This window comes from Bacteroidota bacterium (assembly GCA_016722375.1).
Taxonomy (GTDB): Bacteria; Bacteroidota; Bacteroidia; order Chitinophagales; family LD1; genus Bog-950.
The window spans coordinates 79,765-95,298 of record JADKJG010000008.1 but is presented as its reverse complement, the minus strand read 5'-3'; the positions used below and the strand labels follow the sequence as shown (position 1 = coordinate 95,298).

Below are 15,534 nucleotides of genomic sequence, written 5' to 3'. Positions count from 1 at the left end.
ATAAATTGCTCTTTTCAAAATATTTGGTTAAAATAAGAATATCTATTCAAAACCTAGTCTGTTGAGATTATGTATTTTTATACAGATTGTTCTTGTACCGTCCATCACTGCAAAACAAATTCTTTGTCTATTACATAGAATTCACTTAGGTTTGACGAGGAATAGAAAATTAAAAAAACGACAAAACGTCTGATTATAAAGAGAATCAGCAATTGGCTTGATTATTGAACAAAAGGAAACTATGGAAGCAAAATTTTCACCGAAGGTAAAAGAGGTTATTTCGTATAGCCGCGAAGAGGCACTGCGCTTGAATCACGACTACATTGGCATTGAGCATTTGGTGCTCGGCCTAATCCGCGAAGGAGAAGGGTTAGCCATCAAAACATTGAGAACGTTAGATATTGATCCGGTGATGTTGCGGAAGAAAATTGAAGATAGGATCAAGGAGAAAGTGGCCAAGGGGAACTTCAATCCAAATAATCTGCCGTTGACGAAACAGGCGGAGAAGGTATTGAAGATTACCGTGCTGGAAGCGAAAGTGATGAAGAGTGATGTGATAGGCACGGAACATCTGATGCTCTCTATTTTGAAAAGCAAGGATAATCTGGTGACTCAACTGCTCGCTCAGTTTGATATAGATTATGAAGTATTTAAGTCAGAACTGGATACCGTTCAAGGCGATATAAGGGCAGAGCTACCAAGCGATCCCGGTGAGGACGAACCATTTGAAGAAGAAAAGGGGAAGAGTTATGCGCAGCAAGCAAAAAAATCGGGAGGCACTAAATCCAAAACACCGGTGCTTGATAATTTCGGCAGAGATGTAACCCATCTAGCAGAAGAAGGCGCACTGGATCCGATTGTAGGACGTGAAAATGAAATTGAGCGCGTATCACAAATTCTATCGCGCAGAAAAAAGAATAACCCTATTTTGATTGGTGAACCGGGCGTTGGTAAAACTGCGATTGTAGAAGGTCTTGCCTTGCGCATTATGCAGAAAAAAGTTTCGAGGGTTCTATTCAATAAAAGAATTGTGATGCTTGATCTGGCTGCTTTGGTGGCCGGAACGAAATATCGCGGTCAGTTCGAAGAGCGCATGAAAGCCATCATGAACGAATTGGAAAAGAATCGCGATGTCATTTTATTTATTGATGAAATCCATACCATCGTCGGAGCGGGTGGTGCCACCGGTTCTTTAGATGCGTCTAATATTTTTAAACCGGCGCTGGCAAGAGGTGAACTACAATGTATTGGTGCTTCTACGTTGGACGAATATCGTCAGTATATAGAAAAGGATGGAGCCTTGGCTCGTCGTTTTCAGCAGGTAATGGTAGACCCGCCTTCACCGGAAGAGACAATTCAGATTCTGACAAATATTAAATCCAAGTACGAAGAGTATCATAATGTTGACTATTCAAAAACAGCTATCGAGGCCTGCGTGAAACTTTCTACGCGGTATATAACGGACCGGTTTCTGCCCGACAAAGCTATTGATGTGATGGATGAAGTGGGTGCCAGAGTACACCTGAAAAACATTCACGTTCCCAAAAATATTATTGACCTGGAAAAGCAGGTAGAGGATATTAAGAACCAAAAACCAGGTGGTGAAAAGCCAGAAGTATGAAGAGGCTGCCCGCTTGCGTGATAGTGAAAAGCGGTTGTTAGAAGATTTGGAAAAAGCAAAATCGGAATGGGATGAAGAAGCCAAGGTGAAACGCTTTCCGGTCAACGAAGAAGATATTGCAGAGGTGGTAGGCATGATGACCGGTATTCCGGTAAGTAAAATAGCGCAGAGCGAAAGCAACAAGCTAATAAATATGAGCGCGGAAATCACCGGTGCGGTGGTAGGTCAGAACGAAGCAGTGATGAAGGTGACCAAAGCCATTCAAAGAAACCGCGTAGGTCTGAAAGACCCTAGAAAGCCTATTGGTACTTTTATTTTCTTAGGCCCTACAGGCGTTGGAAAAACAGAGTTAGCTAAAGCCATTGCCCGCTTCTTATTCGATTCTGAAGATTCGCTGGTGCGGATTGATATGAGTGAGTACATGGAGAAGTTTTCCATTTCGCGTTTAGTAGGCGCTCCTCCGGGATACGTGGGCTATGAGGAAGGTGGACAACTGACAGAAAAAGTTCGTCGCAAACCATATAGCGTGGTGTTATTGGATGAAATTGAAAAAGCACACCCGGATGTATTTAATATTCTGTTGCAGGTATTCGACGATGGAATCTTGACGGATAGTTTGGGAAGAAAGGTAGATTTCAAAAACACACTCATCATCATGACGTCAAATATCGGGGCTCGTGATTTGAAGGATTTTGGTCAGGGAGTGGGTTTTGCCACAAAGTCCAAAACAGATCAAACAGACGACTTCGCCAAGAACGTAATTACAAAGGCTTTGAAAAGAACTTTTTCTCCCGAGTTTCTGAACCGGATTGATGATATCATCATATTTAATTCGTTAGAGAAGGATTCCTTACACAAGATTATTGACATCGCTCTATCAGACGTAACGAAAAGAATTAAGGAACTTGGCTTTGATATTAAATTGACGAACGAAGCCAAAGACTTTCTTTCTGACAAAGGTTACGATCCCCAGTTTGGGGCTCGTCCGCTTCATCGCGCTATTCAGAAATATGTGGAAGATCCATTGGCAGAAGAAATTCTTCGCTCTAACGCCAAGCAGGGTGATATTTTCATGGTGGATCTGAATAAGGAAGGCAACGAACTTAAGATTACACACAAAGTACCAAAGAAGAAGGCAGAGTCGCAACCGGGTTCTGATAGCTAAGGCTGTGGTCTCCTAACTTCGTTGGTTTAGGTCAATCTATTTGATATCTAAAGGCTTCAATTCGTTTAAAGTTGTGTAACGACTTTCTTTTAAACTGAGCGTAAAGTTACTTCCCTTTATCCAATCGGAAGTTTCTGGAGCACCGGCCAAGAAGGTGCTATTGTCAAGAAGCAGACCTTCATTCATTTGTGCTTTATTGAACTTGGGAATTCCGTAAAACAAACAACGCTTTAATTCCAGATTTTTCTCAAACTCTGTACTCATCATCTCAAATCGGGCATAGAATATTGAAGTATTCAAAACGGCTTGTGCCTTGAACTTTGCGTAGTTAAAAAACACGTGGCCTCGAAACGTACAAACACTAAAATCGGCATAGCCCAAGAATTTCGCCACGCTCCATTGCGCATCGTAATTAAATATCGAGTTTTGGAAACTTACAACTTTACTAAAAACAGCTTCCATCCAATTTGCTTTGTACGAATAAAAGCCATTTTGAAAACGGGCTTCTTCTTCAAATTTAGACTTGGTAAAATAGGCCTCACCCAGAAAGCGTGTCCCCTCAAAAGAGGTCTTGCCTTTGAATACGCTGGATGAAAAATTGGCTTTCCCCGAAATCACACTTTCCTGAAAAGAAACTTCCTTGTCCATTTCACAATTTGAAAACGCCAAGTTTTTTTCAAAGGAACAAACCTTTGTTTCTTGGTCGTTTGATTGGTAGGCATTAATCTTCCCTTTAAAATGGCAGGAGATAAAAGTAACACTGACCGCCACGTACGAGCGAACCATGCTGCTACTTTCGGTATATCCATCCAGTTTTGAAAAATCCAAATCGCCTTCCACCGTTTTATTTTCAATAAAAACCGGTTTGCCATTTTGAATCGCCTGAATAATCTCACCGGCTTGAATCACCGGGCCACTACCAATACTGTTTTGAGGCATACAGGACATAAAGGTAACAGGCATCGCAAAGAGGACAAATAATAAATGGTATTTCATGACGTTATTTCTTTTATAAAAAAGTCACCGATTACTCCGTTGGGAATAATCGGCGACCACATGCAAAAAATGAACTACTTATTATCAGAAATGGGCTTTGATTTCATCTTGCTTGTTAAAGCATTTTGAGGGTGCATACTGATAAAGCTGTTTAACTTGGACTGCCATCTTCCGGTCTTCTTTTCTATCTTAATCATGTCCTTGATCTCATCAGGGGAATAAGCATTGGGATTTGTCTGATTTACCGCGGTTACAAATGGATGAATGCGCAGGTTAGCTGCTACCGGTTGCATCGAGTTCTTTAAACGAAATTCGGAAATCGGCTTAGCTGGCATTTCTCTTTTACCTACTCCATTCATAAACGTAATAGGGTATTGGTTCGTCGTATAGAAAAGGTTATTGGTTTCATCATTCTCTGTAATTACATTCAGCGGATCCGCTATTAGTACCAGATAATAATAGCCGGAAACATTATTGGGCACATAATAGTATTGGGAAATGAAGGAAGAACTGAACATGGTGTTTGCCAAATCATCACCTGCCCCAATATTAGCATTGAAGTGAACTACGCCATTCCCATCTGTGTACTGAGTTCCAGGTGAAATGGAATTATCTGCTGCGTCCACAATCAAAAAGCCGTAATCATCGGAATTGTAGGCGTTATAATAGAGATAGTACAATGCCCATCCGGTAGAAGAAGAGGCAGTTTGGTCGCCGATATTATAAACGTTGAACTCAATATACCTCTCCGTAGGATAGCTAAGATTATAAGTGTTGACATCAGTAAATGCCCAAGGGGCTAAATCTACATAGCCGTTTGAAACCGGATCGGGTGCAGGGGGAGTGGGTCCGCCATCACTATTCGTCGCGATAAATACATTACCTCCGAAACAAAAAGTATTGATGAAAAAATTATAGTCCACCCATATTCTTCCTGCGTTGCCCCAGTTTTCGCCCCATGAGTTGATAATTTCAAAAGCACCGTTGGGGCCTTTAGCATCATCATATCCGGCTATGGCCAATGCGTGATAAGCATGTTGCCCTACCTGATCAAAACTGGTATTAGAAGATAGAACATCATCACTATTCCATTGCATAAAGTTATCGGCCAATTTAGCGCCGCAGACGATGGGTACATTAGTAGAGATGTACGACTTTATTTCATTAACGGTTAAATTGATCCGCCGATAGTTTTTTATTTTGTAATTGTTGGCTTCAGTAGTCCATGAAGACTGAAGTGTAGATTGGGTACAACTTCCTAAACCCGTATAAGGAACCGTTTGCATAGTTGCAATACCACGGTTCAAGATAATGTCCAAGGCATCTGTAAAGTCAGCTCCGTTGCAATCCGCTCCTTTTTTGCTATCAGGCAAAGCAGTAAATAAATCTTTGGGGGAGAACTGGTTTGCGGAACTGGCAAGCTGAGTAGCATTAAACCCTTTATCCATTCCATGGATAGCGGTCTTTACGCCATAGCCCACTGCCCAAGCCACGCAGGTGCCGTATTGTCCTTGATTACCGATAGGCGGAAATTTTGAAACAATGCTCGCCGATGCGGGATAAGTAGCGCCGGCAGCGAAGTTGATCGAGTTAATAGATTGAGGGACCTTAGTGGGGTCATCGGTTCCATTCCAGCCAAAGCCGTATGGCAAATCTGTTTTATTTGGGTTTTTTTTACAGCCTCCAACCATTAGCAACATCAAAAGTAAAACCGGGGTAAATAGCTTAATCATAATGGTACGTTTTTTATGAACAATAAAATGATAATTGAACGCAATGTAGAAAATATTCCAAAGACGAAGTCCTAAAACTATGGACTATCTGTGGGCATCAAAAGTCGCTGATACCTTGCGAATATTTTCATCGCCCTTATGAATTCTGCAAACGAGCGTCCTAATCCAGTTTAGCACCGGAACAGCACTTGCCTGTGGAGGCGCGCTGACAAGATTTATTTTTATCTGCATCTGCTTTACAACTAGCAGCACCCTCCTTTTTACAAGATTCTCCAGTTGCCTTTTGACAACAATCTTTACCGCCCTTTTTGCGCATGTCTTTAGTGCACTGCTTAGAGTCGTAGGCCCCCTTCTTGTCTTTGCAGCAAGCAGCAGCACCCTTTGAAATGCCACCGGGACAATTGGCCATCGTCCCAGATGGACGAGCAGCATCAGTGCTATTCACCGCAGAGTTCATCTTGTTCGCAGGAGTTGGATTACTATTCCCTTGAGCGTTGACAAACATTAAACCAACACACATCAGAGCAAACAACATTATTCCCTTCTTCATTTTCTTTACTTTTTAAATTTTATAAAATGGAATCAAAAAAACCTGACTTTTCCTCTTTTTCCGGCAAGGTTCCTATAATAGTAACGCCTCCCTTTACTTTTTGTTTTAAACCAACATCAATCTTGGTTCCAACCGGAAGAAACAAATCAACCCGTGAACCAAACTTAATAAAGCCCAACTCTGCATTTTGCTCCACCTCATCTCCTTCACGCAGATACCAGCGGATTTTTCTGGCCAATTTCCCGGCAATCTGACGGACAAGAACTTCCATACCTGTTTCATCATGTTCGATGACCAAAGTATTCCGTTCATTCTTTTCAGAAGACTTAGGATGCCAAGCCACCAGATATTTCCCCGGATGGTATTTCTGATACTTCACCAAGCCGCTGATGGGATTGCGGTTGATATGTACATTGGTCGGGCTCATAAAAATGGAAACCTGAATACGCTTATCTTTAAAATACTCCTGCTCCTGTACTTCTTCTATTACCACAATCCTACCATCTGCCGGGGCGATAATATGGCTATCACTGCTTAAAAATATACGACTGGGGTTGCGAAAAAAGTAGGCGAAAAATATCAGGATGACTAATGAAGAACCTCCGGTGATGTAATGCACCACTATATTATCGAAAACAATAGATGCACTAAGATTGATGAGTAGAAGAACAATACCGGAAACGAGGAGGATTTTATATCCTTCTTTATGAATCCTGATTTTCTTTTTCATGCCTGATAATACATTGGGTTTGCAAATGTAAGGTAAAATCTATCATACAGACAAAGACCGCGACTTTTGAAGTTCTCTTTATGAACCATCCATTGTGGGTTGTTCCTAAAAGAAATCGCTTCGCCTGACAAAATCAAAGAGCCAAAGCGCCAGCATGACAAAGGGAACCGTAAAGAAGTAAGCATCAAAACGATCTAAAAACCCTCCGTGTCCGGGCATAATACTTCCCGAATCTTTCACTTGATAGCTTCGTTTAAATGCAGATTCCACCAAATCACCAATGGTGGCACATATAACAACGACCAAAGCAATCAATAGCCATTCAAGACTGGATAACTCCGCTAGTTGAGGAATCCGGTTAAAAAAATAAGCGATGATGAATGTAATAACGATTCCTCCCTGTGCCCCTTCAATGGTCTTTTTAGGAGACACATGTTCCATCAGTTTATTCTTACCAACTAAAGAGCCAACGATATAGCAGCCCGAATCATAAATCCAAATGAGTGAAAAGATCGCGAATAGAAAATAGGGCCCCTTTTCAAAAAAGATTTGATTGGTCAGCATTATTGGAAGTGAAATCCACAATACCGGTAGCAAATCATGTTGCGTCTTTGAAAAAGGCTGCTCCGATTTAAAAAACAGAGGCCTAGCCAATAGCTTGAATGCTAATACGCCAATCAAAACGGCTACCGGTATTTGAGGAAGAAAAAAGGATGCCGCATAAAAGAACCAGAATATGAACAGCACCAATCTAGTGCTCCGTTTATCTTTCTCTTCCGAATGGATGATGATGAAATATTCATACAAACTTCCCATCAGAATGACGGACATCAACAGAAAAAAAGAATATTGATTCCAAAAAATACCGACTACCATCAACGCGGCGAAAAGGAGCGCCGTCGCGGTGCGAATCCAAAATGTTTTCATCATGATTGTTCTTCTTCGTCCGAAGATTCCATTTCATCCGAATCATCTAACTCAGATTCTTCTAAAGCAAAATCGGGAGTGTTTCTCCATTGATGGAAAATATACAGGCATCCGACAAATAATAAGGAAGTGATAAGAGTGACATAAAGAGGTGCGGATGTTTCAGTCAAGTCGGTGCTGACAGCACCTATATTATGCAGATACTTCAATAATACCTGAAGAAAATTGTTGACAAAATGTACCACGATGGGCAACCATAAACTTCCCGATACATAATATAAGTAACCCAATAAACCACCCAAGGCCCAGATGGCTAAGGTGTTTTCATATTCCATGTGAACAACGGCAAATAACAATGCTGAAATCAAAATAGACACTACCACATTCACCCGGTTCTTTAATAGGTTACCTAAAATCAATCCTCTAAAAAACATTTCTTCACCCACCGCAGGAATCACCGCAACCACAAAAGACACCGCAATAAATTCACCGATACTCTTAAAATCTAACAGGGCTTTGATGACAGAACTCATCTTTTCTTCCTGTTCCTTTAGAAATGCAAGAGATTGAGGCAGGGGAATCATTCCGTTCAGTTTTACCAGCATCTCAATAAAAAACTGTACTAGGAGAATAGCGGCAATCCCTAAGAAAATCATTCGAAGAGAAACCGGAATATTCAACCGAAGATGCCTTTTGAATTCTCCGGTCTCCAACACTGAAAACATCATGGGGGTGAGAATAAACCCACCGATAGAGCTCAATGCCTGAATAAACAGGAAGGCATTTATATCTGCACGTGAAGTGAATACCCCTGATGCCACCTGCATGGCATTCTCCACCCCAAAAAGAGGGCCGATACACCATACACCAACAAAGGACATGACGCCAAGGTTGACGAGAAAAAGTAAAAACATGAATGCAAACCGAAAGGCCAGAGGAAAATTTCTGAAAGGAGGAGTCATAGTACCAAGGATATTATCGGAACCAAAATAGAATTAATTCTGAATTCGGAGTTTTGCAATCAATTCGACATAAATCGTGCCTCCATATATCACAACATATTTTTGGACAGGTGCTGTCTTGTGTAGTACTATTTTTCATCCGAAGTCGTTTCCTTTCAATTATGCAGGTCAGTCCGTTTGAAGCTACAAAACAAAAAATTCTGTGTGGTGTTGAATGGAGTAGCGTGGTCTTCTGTTACGCACTTTAATTTTTCAAAACCGTCTTTGAGTTGTTGCTGTAATTCGTCTTCGGTGTATTGGTGAACATCCAGCATACTACATTTCTTTGGTCCCTTATCAGAGAATGTTCCGATGGCCATAAAACCTTTTACTGCTTGTCTTGCTGTGGTGAGATAAGTATTTACATCGTCTGCACTTGTCAAGAAATGGAATGTGGCTCTGTCATGCCAACAGTCGTAAGAAGTGGCTGGATGAAATTCTGTTACATCACTAACTATCCAATTTACCTTTTTTGATCTGTCGCCAAGTCGTCGCTTTGCTCTTTCAATTGCATTTTCGGAAATGTCCAGCACTGAAACATTTTCAAAACCTTCGTCGAGCAAGTAGTCAACCAATTTGCTATCGCCACCACCAATGTCAATGATGCTTGCCGCTTTTGACAAATTAAAACTGTGAACAAAATCCAAAGATGTTTTTGGGAGCTCCTGTGTCCAGCTCACTTCGTGCGGTTGTTTAGATGCGTAAACCTTTTCCCAATGTTCTTTTCTTGTTGCCATTTTAGAAGGTAATTACTTTTTGTGATTGTTTTATAAGCGCATAAAGTTCTGCCATCGTTGAAACAGGGCAAAGCGCATTGCCCTCTGTGTGGCGCAGTTTTAGACAAGTTCCGCAAGCAAGAATTTGTCCACCTGCGGCTACAAAACTTTCCATTTGTCTTCTTACATCAAAGTTTTCCGATGTCAGGTTCTGCGCTTCAACGCCTTTACCTAAAAGAAAGATTTTAACGGTGTCCTTTTGTGATGCGGCAAAGTTTGCAAGTCGGAAAGCGTTCCAAACTGTTTCCGTGTCGTTGGAGTGAATGACGATTGCCAAATTTGATCTCCCTATTTGTGTAACTGCTTTAGCGTCGCCACAAGTACTGCTTGTTTGGGCATAAGCTGTTAGGATTGTTGTCAGGCAGATAGAAAAGGTCAGTAGTATATTTTTAAGAGTCATAGTCGTATATTGTTTGTTCAAAGGTAGAATGTTTCAAGTTAGCCGTGTTTCCAAAAGATGTCTATAACAGTTCGAGCTTTTCGTTCGCGGAGAGTTAGAAACACTTAACTGTCTGACAACACTGAATCCACCGGAGGCAGACATAAGTTTTCAATCTTGCCCTTCAACCCTCCTGACGCAAAACCCGTGATAACTGTACGATTAGTTGAGTAATGCCTTCAGCAGCTATTTGCAGTCCAACACAAAAGATTAAAAAGGCCATAATATTATTGACTATTCTCTCCCGTTGCGAGCCTAAATACTTAATTAGTCTATCTGCATTGACATAACAAATGAACACCAAGAAGCACATGGCTGCTACAGCAATCAGTATGGCACTGGTATTTATTAAATACTGTGCTATGTTTTTATTTGCACCATGTGCGCTTAATGTGAAGAGAACGGATATGGTACCAGCTCCGGTGGTAAGCGGAAAAGTAATTGGGTAAAATAGTTTGCTTTCTATTTGTTGACTTAAATTTTCACTCTCGTTTATTGGCTTCTCTGTATTACTTTGTTTTGACGGCGCAAGGAAATCCCATCCTGTTTTGCAAATCATCGTTCCACCTGCCAATTGAATAATTGGAACAGTTACTCCAAACAATTCTAATATCCAATGCCCAGTTAGCAAAGTAAATAAGCATATAGCAAAGGCATATAATGCAATTCGTTTTATAGCATTTACCCTGTCTTGTCTATCTAGTCCAGAAAAATAGGGATTTACGATAAAAGCACTTCCAAGAGGATTGACAACTGGAAAAAGTGCAATAAATCCGGCAAATATAAAATGAACAAAAGAGTAAAAATCAAATGCCATTACTTTTTGGTTTTTTGTTTCAAATCACTTATTCATAATCAGGTATGTATTCTTCATTAATCATGGGTATCAATAAAATCTTTTAATCTGCGGTCAGGTAGTTCCTTTTTGTGATATACATCAGTAAGTATCCTCTCTTGTTGGCATCGCTTAAAAATGAACGGCTAACTAAGGTTTCCATTAAAGATTGCTTTTCTAAAAACGGATTCAGCAATTTTTCTACCCTGGTTTCGGCAACTCCTATTCGTTTGGCAAATTTCTTGAAATCAGTTTTAGCAGGGTGCCCGTTTTTTTTATATCGCTCACTTTTAAAGCTATCCAAAAATAATCCTTTATCCAAAGCAAAGTCTGAATCGTCCACATGCAGTTTAGTATTTACTAAATCATACGCAGGACTAAGCAAGTAATCGCCTTTGGATGATTCAAGCAAAGAGAAATTTTTTAAGTGAGCATCGCTATTTGAAAACAAAAAATTGAAAACTACCAATGAAAAATACTTCTCAATTTCTACCCGCCATGCCGGAACAAATTTTTGTATCAGTTGCCCAAGCTCTTCGTAACTGTATTCATATTTGAAGTTTGCTCCGGCATTGTCTTTTGTTTTACCGGCAAGTGTTGCAAAATCTTCCTTGCCCCATTTGCTGCCATCTCCCTTTACATCAAATCTTTTGGTGATGTAGGCAGGCGAACCATTTTTGAAAAAAACCATAGCACTTTCTGCAGTATTCAATCCATAAACCTGTTTTGCTATTTGCATGGTTAGGTGTTCGTTAGCCGGAACCTTATCAACCTTCTTTAAATCTTTTGGTATTGGTTTGAGTATGTAGGTTCCCTGTTCTCCTTCTTTTGTCAAACGCAATAGATTTTTTTCAAGAAGCAAACTCAATTTTTCTTGCACACCCGATATGGATATGCGTTTGCGATTTTCCATGAACTGCTCCGCAACCTCTTCGCTTTGCTGTGGTTGTTCATATGGCAAAACATGATTTACCTTTTTACCATTAAACATATTCCGTAAGCAACCCGGGCTGTAAGTAGTAAAACCTTCAGCCAAAGTTCCGGGACAATATTTCAATTCATCCAAATTCATTTTGCCTCTATTGGTTTTACAGTTACGGCTCCTATCGTATCATATTGGGCGGTTGCAGCCAGCAAACCAAAATTATCCTCTTCATCAATCCTCAGTTGTGTGCTTTGTAATTTCCTGTTTACCCCTTCACTAAGCATATTAAAGAAAAATGGAAAAAGAAATTTGCTGCTATATTCTTTTTGTGTTTTTGGAAGCGTTAAACTGATAGCCGGTTTGTCTGAATCATTAAAATAATTGTCATCATACCTGAACACAAAATGCTGACGATTTTCTTCTGTCAGTGTTCCAGCCAAAGTTCCGTTGCGGTATATCTCCACTATTCTCATAAATGAAAAACGAAAAGTGAAAAGTGAAAAGTGAAATTCATTTTAGATTTTGTTTGGTTGATTTAATAGAATACACTAGCATGGCAATTAACTCTTTAGAATTAATTTCGCCATCACCTTTGATTTTTCACTTTACCCTTTTCACTTCCATAACCAGCTCCATCCCCAATACTTCTGCTAATTTGTTCAATACATCTAATGAAGGATTGCCTTGTCCCCGCTCTAATTTATACAAAGTGTTGGTGCTCACTTTTGCCAACTCAGCTAAGTGGGGCTGAGTAATGCCCAACTCCTTTCGCCTGATTTTTATGGTTTCTCCAAAATTCTTGACTAACATTATACTGTGATTTATGTGTCAAAAGTAGCTTTAATTTTTCAATTATGCAAACAAAATCACAGTATGATGTGATTTTAATGTAAAATCATTTGGATTAAAAGGTTAAAACTGCCTAAATCACATTTTAATGTGATTTTCATACTTTAATGCACCCTTGTTTTTGGGTCAGTGGCACAACGCATATCCCTTACAAAGAACTCTGACATTTATCAATAATAGAATTCCCTCTATCCTATACCAAATATCCATGATGGATAGACTGCATTACGTATATAGTTTTGCCGTCTTCTAATTCCCCATTAAATATGAAGACAAATGGCAATAACATGCCGTTTTTTCGCATTTCTCTGTTAATTAGTTGATTTTCCGCAAATACACAGACTCATTCTGTCGCAGAATGAGGCAAAACCGCGACGGAATTAGGCAAGTCCGTGACAGAAATAGGACAAGTCGCCACGAAAATAGGGAAGTCCACCGCAGAAATACCTAAGTCCGTTGCAGAAACACCTAAGTCCGTCACGGAAATAGGTAATTTGACGATGGGAATAGGACATTCTGCCATGAAAATAGGGAAGTCTGTTAGAGAAATAGGACAATTCACCACGAAAATAGGGAAGTCAGCCGCAGGAATAGTCAAGCCTGTTGATGAAATAACCAAGCCTGCCGCAAAAACGGATTAAAAATCTGGCACATTCGTCTTGTGCAGATTGGCCTGGTATGGAGAAAGAGATGTAATCAGAAGGACTTAAATACGGTTAAGTATGGATGATGTTCAAGCCTATTTAATACCGAGCGTTTTGACCCAAACGGTTACTATTTATTTCAGGACGGGCGAGAAGTGCTTTGTAAGGGGGGATTTCTTACCTAATTTCCCAACGGATGCTCTCCGCGATTTGTTCCATTTCTTCCTTTTCGATTTTCAGTTTAGGTCGGCTGAAATCAATGTCATGAACGGAATAGAGCGGAACGAGATGAATATGTGCGTGAGGCACTTCCAAGCCCACCACCGCTACTCCTACCCTCTTGGAGGGGATTGCTTTATCAAGAGCCAGCGCCACTCTTTTTGCGAACAGGAACAGGCGCGATAAGGCAGCGTCATCCAGATCGAACAGATAATCCGTCTCCTGCTTTGGCACAACCAATACGTGGCCTTTTGCCAGAGGGGCAATATCCAAAAAGGCAAAGCAGTGTTCGTCTTCTGCAATTTTGTAGCAGGGTATCTCGCCCGATATTATTTTAGAGAAAATGGTCATAGTGGCTGGTGGTTATTGGATACGAATGGTTCAGCCTACAAACTTATTTTGAGTATTTCAAGTTCCATCACTCCGGCCGGCGTTTGGGCCTTTACTACGTCGCCTTCGGCGCGACCCAATAAAGCTTTGCCGATAGGAGAAGTAATCGAGAGTTTGTTTTCCTTCAGGTTGGCCTCGGCTTCGCTTACTAACAGAAACTTCATTTTCTTATTTAGCTTCTTGTTCAGCACTTCGACGTAAGAAAGGATACTGGCTTTAGAAGCATCAAGTCTGCTCTCATCTATAACGCGCGCATTGGCCAAAGAAGTTTCCATCTCAGATAATTTGGCTTCCAGATGTCCCTGCTCTTCTTTGGCAGCATGGTATTCGGCGTTTTCACTCAAATCGCCTTTTTCGCGGGCTTCGGCTATGGCTTTAGCAATTTCAGGACGTTTTACTGTTCGCAAGTATTTCACTTCATCTCGAAGTTTCTCGAGACCCTCTCTGGTCATGTAGAATATGTCTGACATTTTAATGGAATTAAAGTGTGAAGTATCTAAAGCTATCAGGATGGAAAGTTAGAACTAACTCTCCCTCTTTTTATCTTCTTTAAGTTCGTACGTTTAGCTAAAATGAAAAGACGCCCCTCGAAGAGGCGTCTCCGTAATTTAAAGATACAAATTTAGGAATTATAAATTAAACCGCAAACCGATGCTGTGCGTACCCATAAATGTCCGGGTAGCTCTAAAAGAATAATCAATAGAAAGGATGGGGCCGCCTCCGTCCTTTTTGAAAGGAGCCTGCACGGTGAGGCCCGCGGCTAATCCGGTATAGGCGCTCAGGCTGGTTGATTCCTTGAACATGCCGTTTTCGAAGCGGTAAGCAGCACGCAACATCAGAATTTCTTTCCATCCAAACTCTGCTCCTACTCCATAATAGTCATATCCAAAAGCATTGGAGGTGAAGTTTGCAAGGATCGTCAGGCGATAATCTTGTTTGAAGACTTTAGCTTTAACTTCTCTTTTCTTTCCCATCCAGATGTCATAAGCTGCACCGATGTTGAGTTGTGTAGGCAGCTCAAATTTATTGGCCCGCTTCGAAGCCGTCAGTTGATAGGTAGAACTGGAAACAATAGTGACAGAAGTTGCCAGGGCATCGCCTCTAAAGGTCATGGCCGTACCTACATTACGAAGAGATACGCCGAAGTGAATGTTATCCTTCTTACCGGTTACATACTGCAATCCGGCATCAACAGAAAGCCCGAATGCATTGATATTCCCAAGCCCCTCGTTGACTAAACGAAAGGTAACTCCGCCAGATATACTGTTGGAGAACCTATGGGCATAAGAAATACCGATGTTTACAAAAGCCGGGCGGAAAGTACCAATGCCTCCTTCCGGGTTTTGAGCGGTAGTCCGCTCTATGATGCCGAGGCTCAGTGCCTGTACACTGATGCCAATATAATGTGCGTTTTTAATGTTCTGAGCAATACCACCGTGTATCAATCCTACACCCGAACCCTGTAGCCACAAAGTATAAGCAGCGGCCATTTCCGTTTTCTGGGTGAAAGCCAACCCTGCCGGATTGATTCTTTCAGACTCGATGCCAGCTACATTGGCTGAATTCATACTGAAAAAACCGGAAGAACGCCCCCATCCATTCATTACCAGTTCATAAGCTCCGGCTTCACCTCTCCGGTCAGGATTTCCAGCAAAAAGATTCCCGGAAACCAGAAGCACTAACGCAAGTACGGTTAAAATTCTCCTCATATAATCACTTATTATTTATCCTATC

16 protein-coding genes and 1 pseudogene are annotated in these 15,534 nt (G+C 40.9%); 1 reads left to right on the top strand and 16 read right to left on the bottom strand.

From position 1 onward, the window contains the following. The first annotated feature begins 241 nt into the window (after nt 1-241). Nucleotides 242-2,786: pseudogene (locus IPP77_12640) on the top strand (ATP-dependent Clp protease ATP-binding subunit). Nucleotides 2,787-2,822: 36 nt separating this feature from the next. Here the strand turns inward: IPP77_12640 and IPP77_12635 are convergent. From IPP77_12635 to IPP77_12560, 16 genes are all read right to left on the bottom strand, one after another. Continuing rightward, nucleotides 2,823-3,782, bottom strand: coding sequence for a pentapeptide repeat-containing protein (locus IPP77_12635; GenBank protein ID MBL0310481.1), 960 nt, complete (start codon nt 3,780-3,782; stop codon nt 2,823-2,825). Nucleotides 3,783-3,856: 74 nt separating this feature from the next. Next, complete coding sequence (locus tag IPP77_12630) at nt 3,857-5,515, bottom strand: C1 family peptidase (protein MBL0310480.1); 1,659 nt, start codon at nt 5,513-5,515, stop codon at nt 3,857-3,859. Between the two features lie 160 nt (nt 5,516-5,675). Next, nucleotides 5,676-6,065: a hypothetical protein gene (locus IPP77_12625; GenBank protein ID MBL0310479.1), complete on the bottom strand. Its 390-nt coding sequence runs from the start codon at nt 6,063-6,065 to the stop codon at nt 5,676-5,678. Between the two features lie 19 nt (nt 6,066-6,084). Next, a complete protein-coding gene (locus IPP77_12620) occupies nt 6,085-6,783 on the bottom strand; it encodes a phosphatidylserine decarboxylase family protein (GenBank protein MBL0310478.1) in 699 nt (232 codons plus the stop codon). Nucleotides 6,784-6,900: 117 nt separating this feature from the next. Then, entirely contained in the window at nt 6,901-7,725 is an 825-nt protein-coding gene (locus IPP77_12615) for a phosphatidate cytidylyltransferase (GenBank protein MBL0310477.1), read from the bottom strand. Beyond that, entirely contained in the window at nt 7,722-8,603 is an 882-nt protein-coding gene (locus IPP77_12610) for a CPBP family intramembrane metalloprotease (GenBank protein MBL0310476.1), read from the bottom strand. Before IPP77_12610 ends, IPP77_12615 begins: the two co-directional genes overlap by 4 nt. Nucleotides 8,604-8,839: 236 nt before the next feature. Next, nucleotides 8,840-9,460: a class I SAM-dependent methyltransferase gene (locus IPP77_12605; protein ID MBL0310475.1), complete on the bottom strand. Its 621-nt coding sequence runs from the start codon at nt 9,458-9,460 to the stop codon at nt 8,840-8,842. Nucleotide 9,461: 1 nt separating this feature from the next. Next, nucleotides 9,462-9,899, bottom strand: coding sequence for a DsrE family protein (locus IPP77_12600; protein ID MBL0310474.1), 438 nt, complete (start codon nt 9,897-9,899; stop codon nt 9,462-9,464). A 163-nt stretch (nt 9,900-10,062) separates the two neighbouring features. Then, nucleotides 10,063-10,755, bottom strand: a complete 693-nt coding sequence (locus tag IPP77_12595) for a MarC family protein (protein ID MBL0310473.1) — start codon at nt 10,753-10,755, stop codon at nt 10,063-10,065. An 82-nt stretch (nt 10,756-10,837) separates the two neighbouring features. After that, the gene (locus IPP77_12590; protein ID MBL0310472.1) at nt 10,838-11,845 is read right to left on the bottom strand and encodes a HipA domain-containing protein; all 1,008 of its coding nucleotides are present in this window, start codon (nt 11,843-11,845) and stop codon (nt 10,838-10,840) included. Then, nucleotides 11,842-12,171, bottom strand: coding sequence for a HipA N-terminal domain-containing protein (locus IPP77_12585; GenBank protein ID MBL0310471.1), 330 nt, complete (start codon nt 12,169-12,171; stop codon nt 11,842-11,844). Before IPP77_12585 ends, IPP77_12590 begins: the two co-directional genes overlap by 4 nt. Nucleotides 12,172-12,298: 127 nt before the next feature. Further along, nucleotides 12,299-12,508: a helix-turn-helix transcriptional regulator gene (locus tag IPP77_12580; protein ID MBL0310470.1), complete on the bottom strand. Its 210-nt coding sequence runs from the start codon at nt 12,506-12,508 to the stop codon at nt 12,299-12,301. Between the two features lie 382 nt (nt 12,509-12,890). Further along, nucleotides 12,891-13,166, bottom strand: coding sequence for a hypothetical protein (locus tag IPP77_12575; GenBank protein ID MBL0310469.1), 276 nt, complete (start codon nt 13,164-13,166; stop codon nt 12,891-12,893). A gap of 202 nt (nt 13,167-13,368) precedes the next feature. After that, complete coding sequence (locus IPP77_12570) at nt 13,369-13,761, bottom strand: HIT family protein (GenBank protein MBL0310468.1); 393 nt, start codon at nt 13,759-13,761, stop codon at nt 13,369-13,371. A 35-nt stretch (nt 13,762-13,796) separates the two neighbouring features. Beyond that, nucleotides 13,797-14,270: a transcription elongation factor GreA gene (gene greA / locus IPP77_12565; GenBank protein MBL0310467.1), complete on the bottom strand. Its 474-nt coding sequence runs from the start codon at nt 14,268-14,270 to the stop codon at nt 13,797-13,799. 159 nt (nt 14,271-14,429) lie between these two features. Then, nucleotides 14,430-15,509, bottom strand: a complete 1,080-nt coding sequence (locus IPP77_12560; GenBank protein ID MBL0310466.1) for a PorV/PorQ family protein — start codon at nt 15,507-15,509, stop codon at nt 14,430-14,432. Between the last annotated feature and the right edge of the window lie 25 nt (nt 15,510-15,534).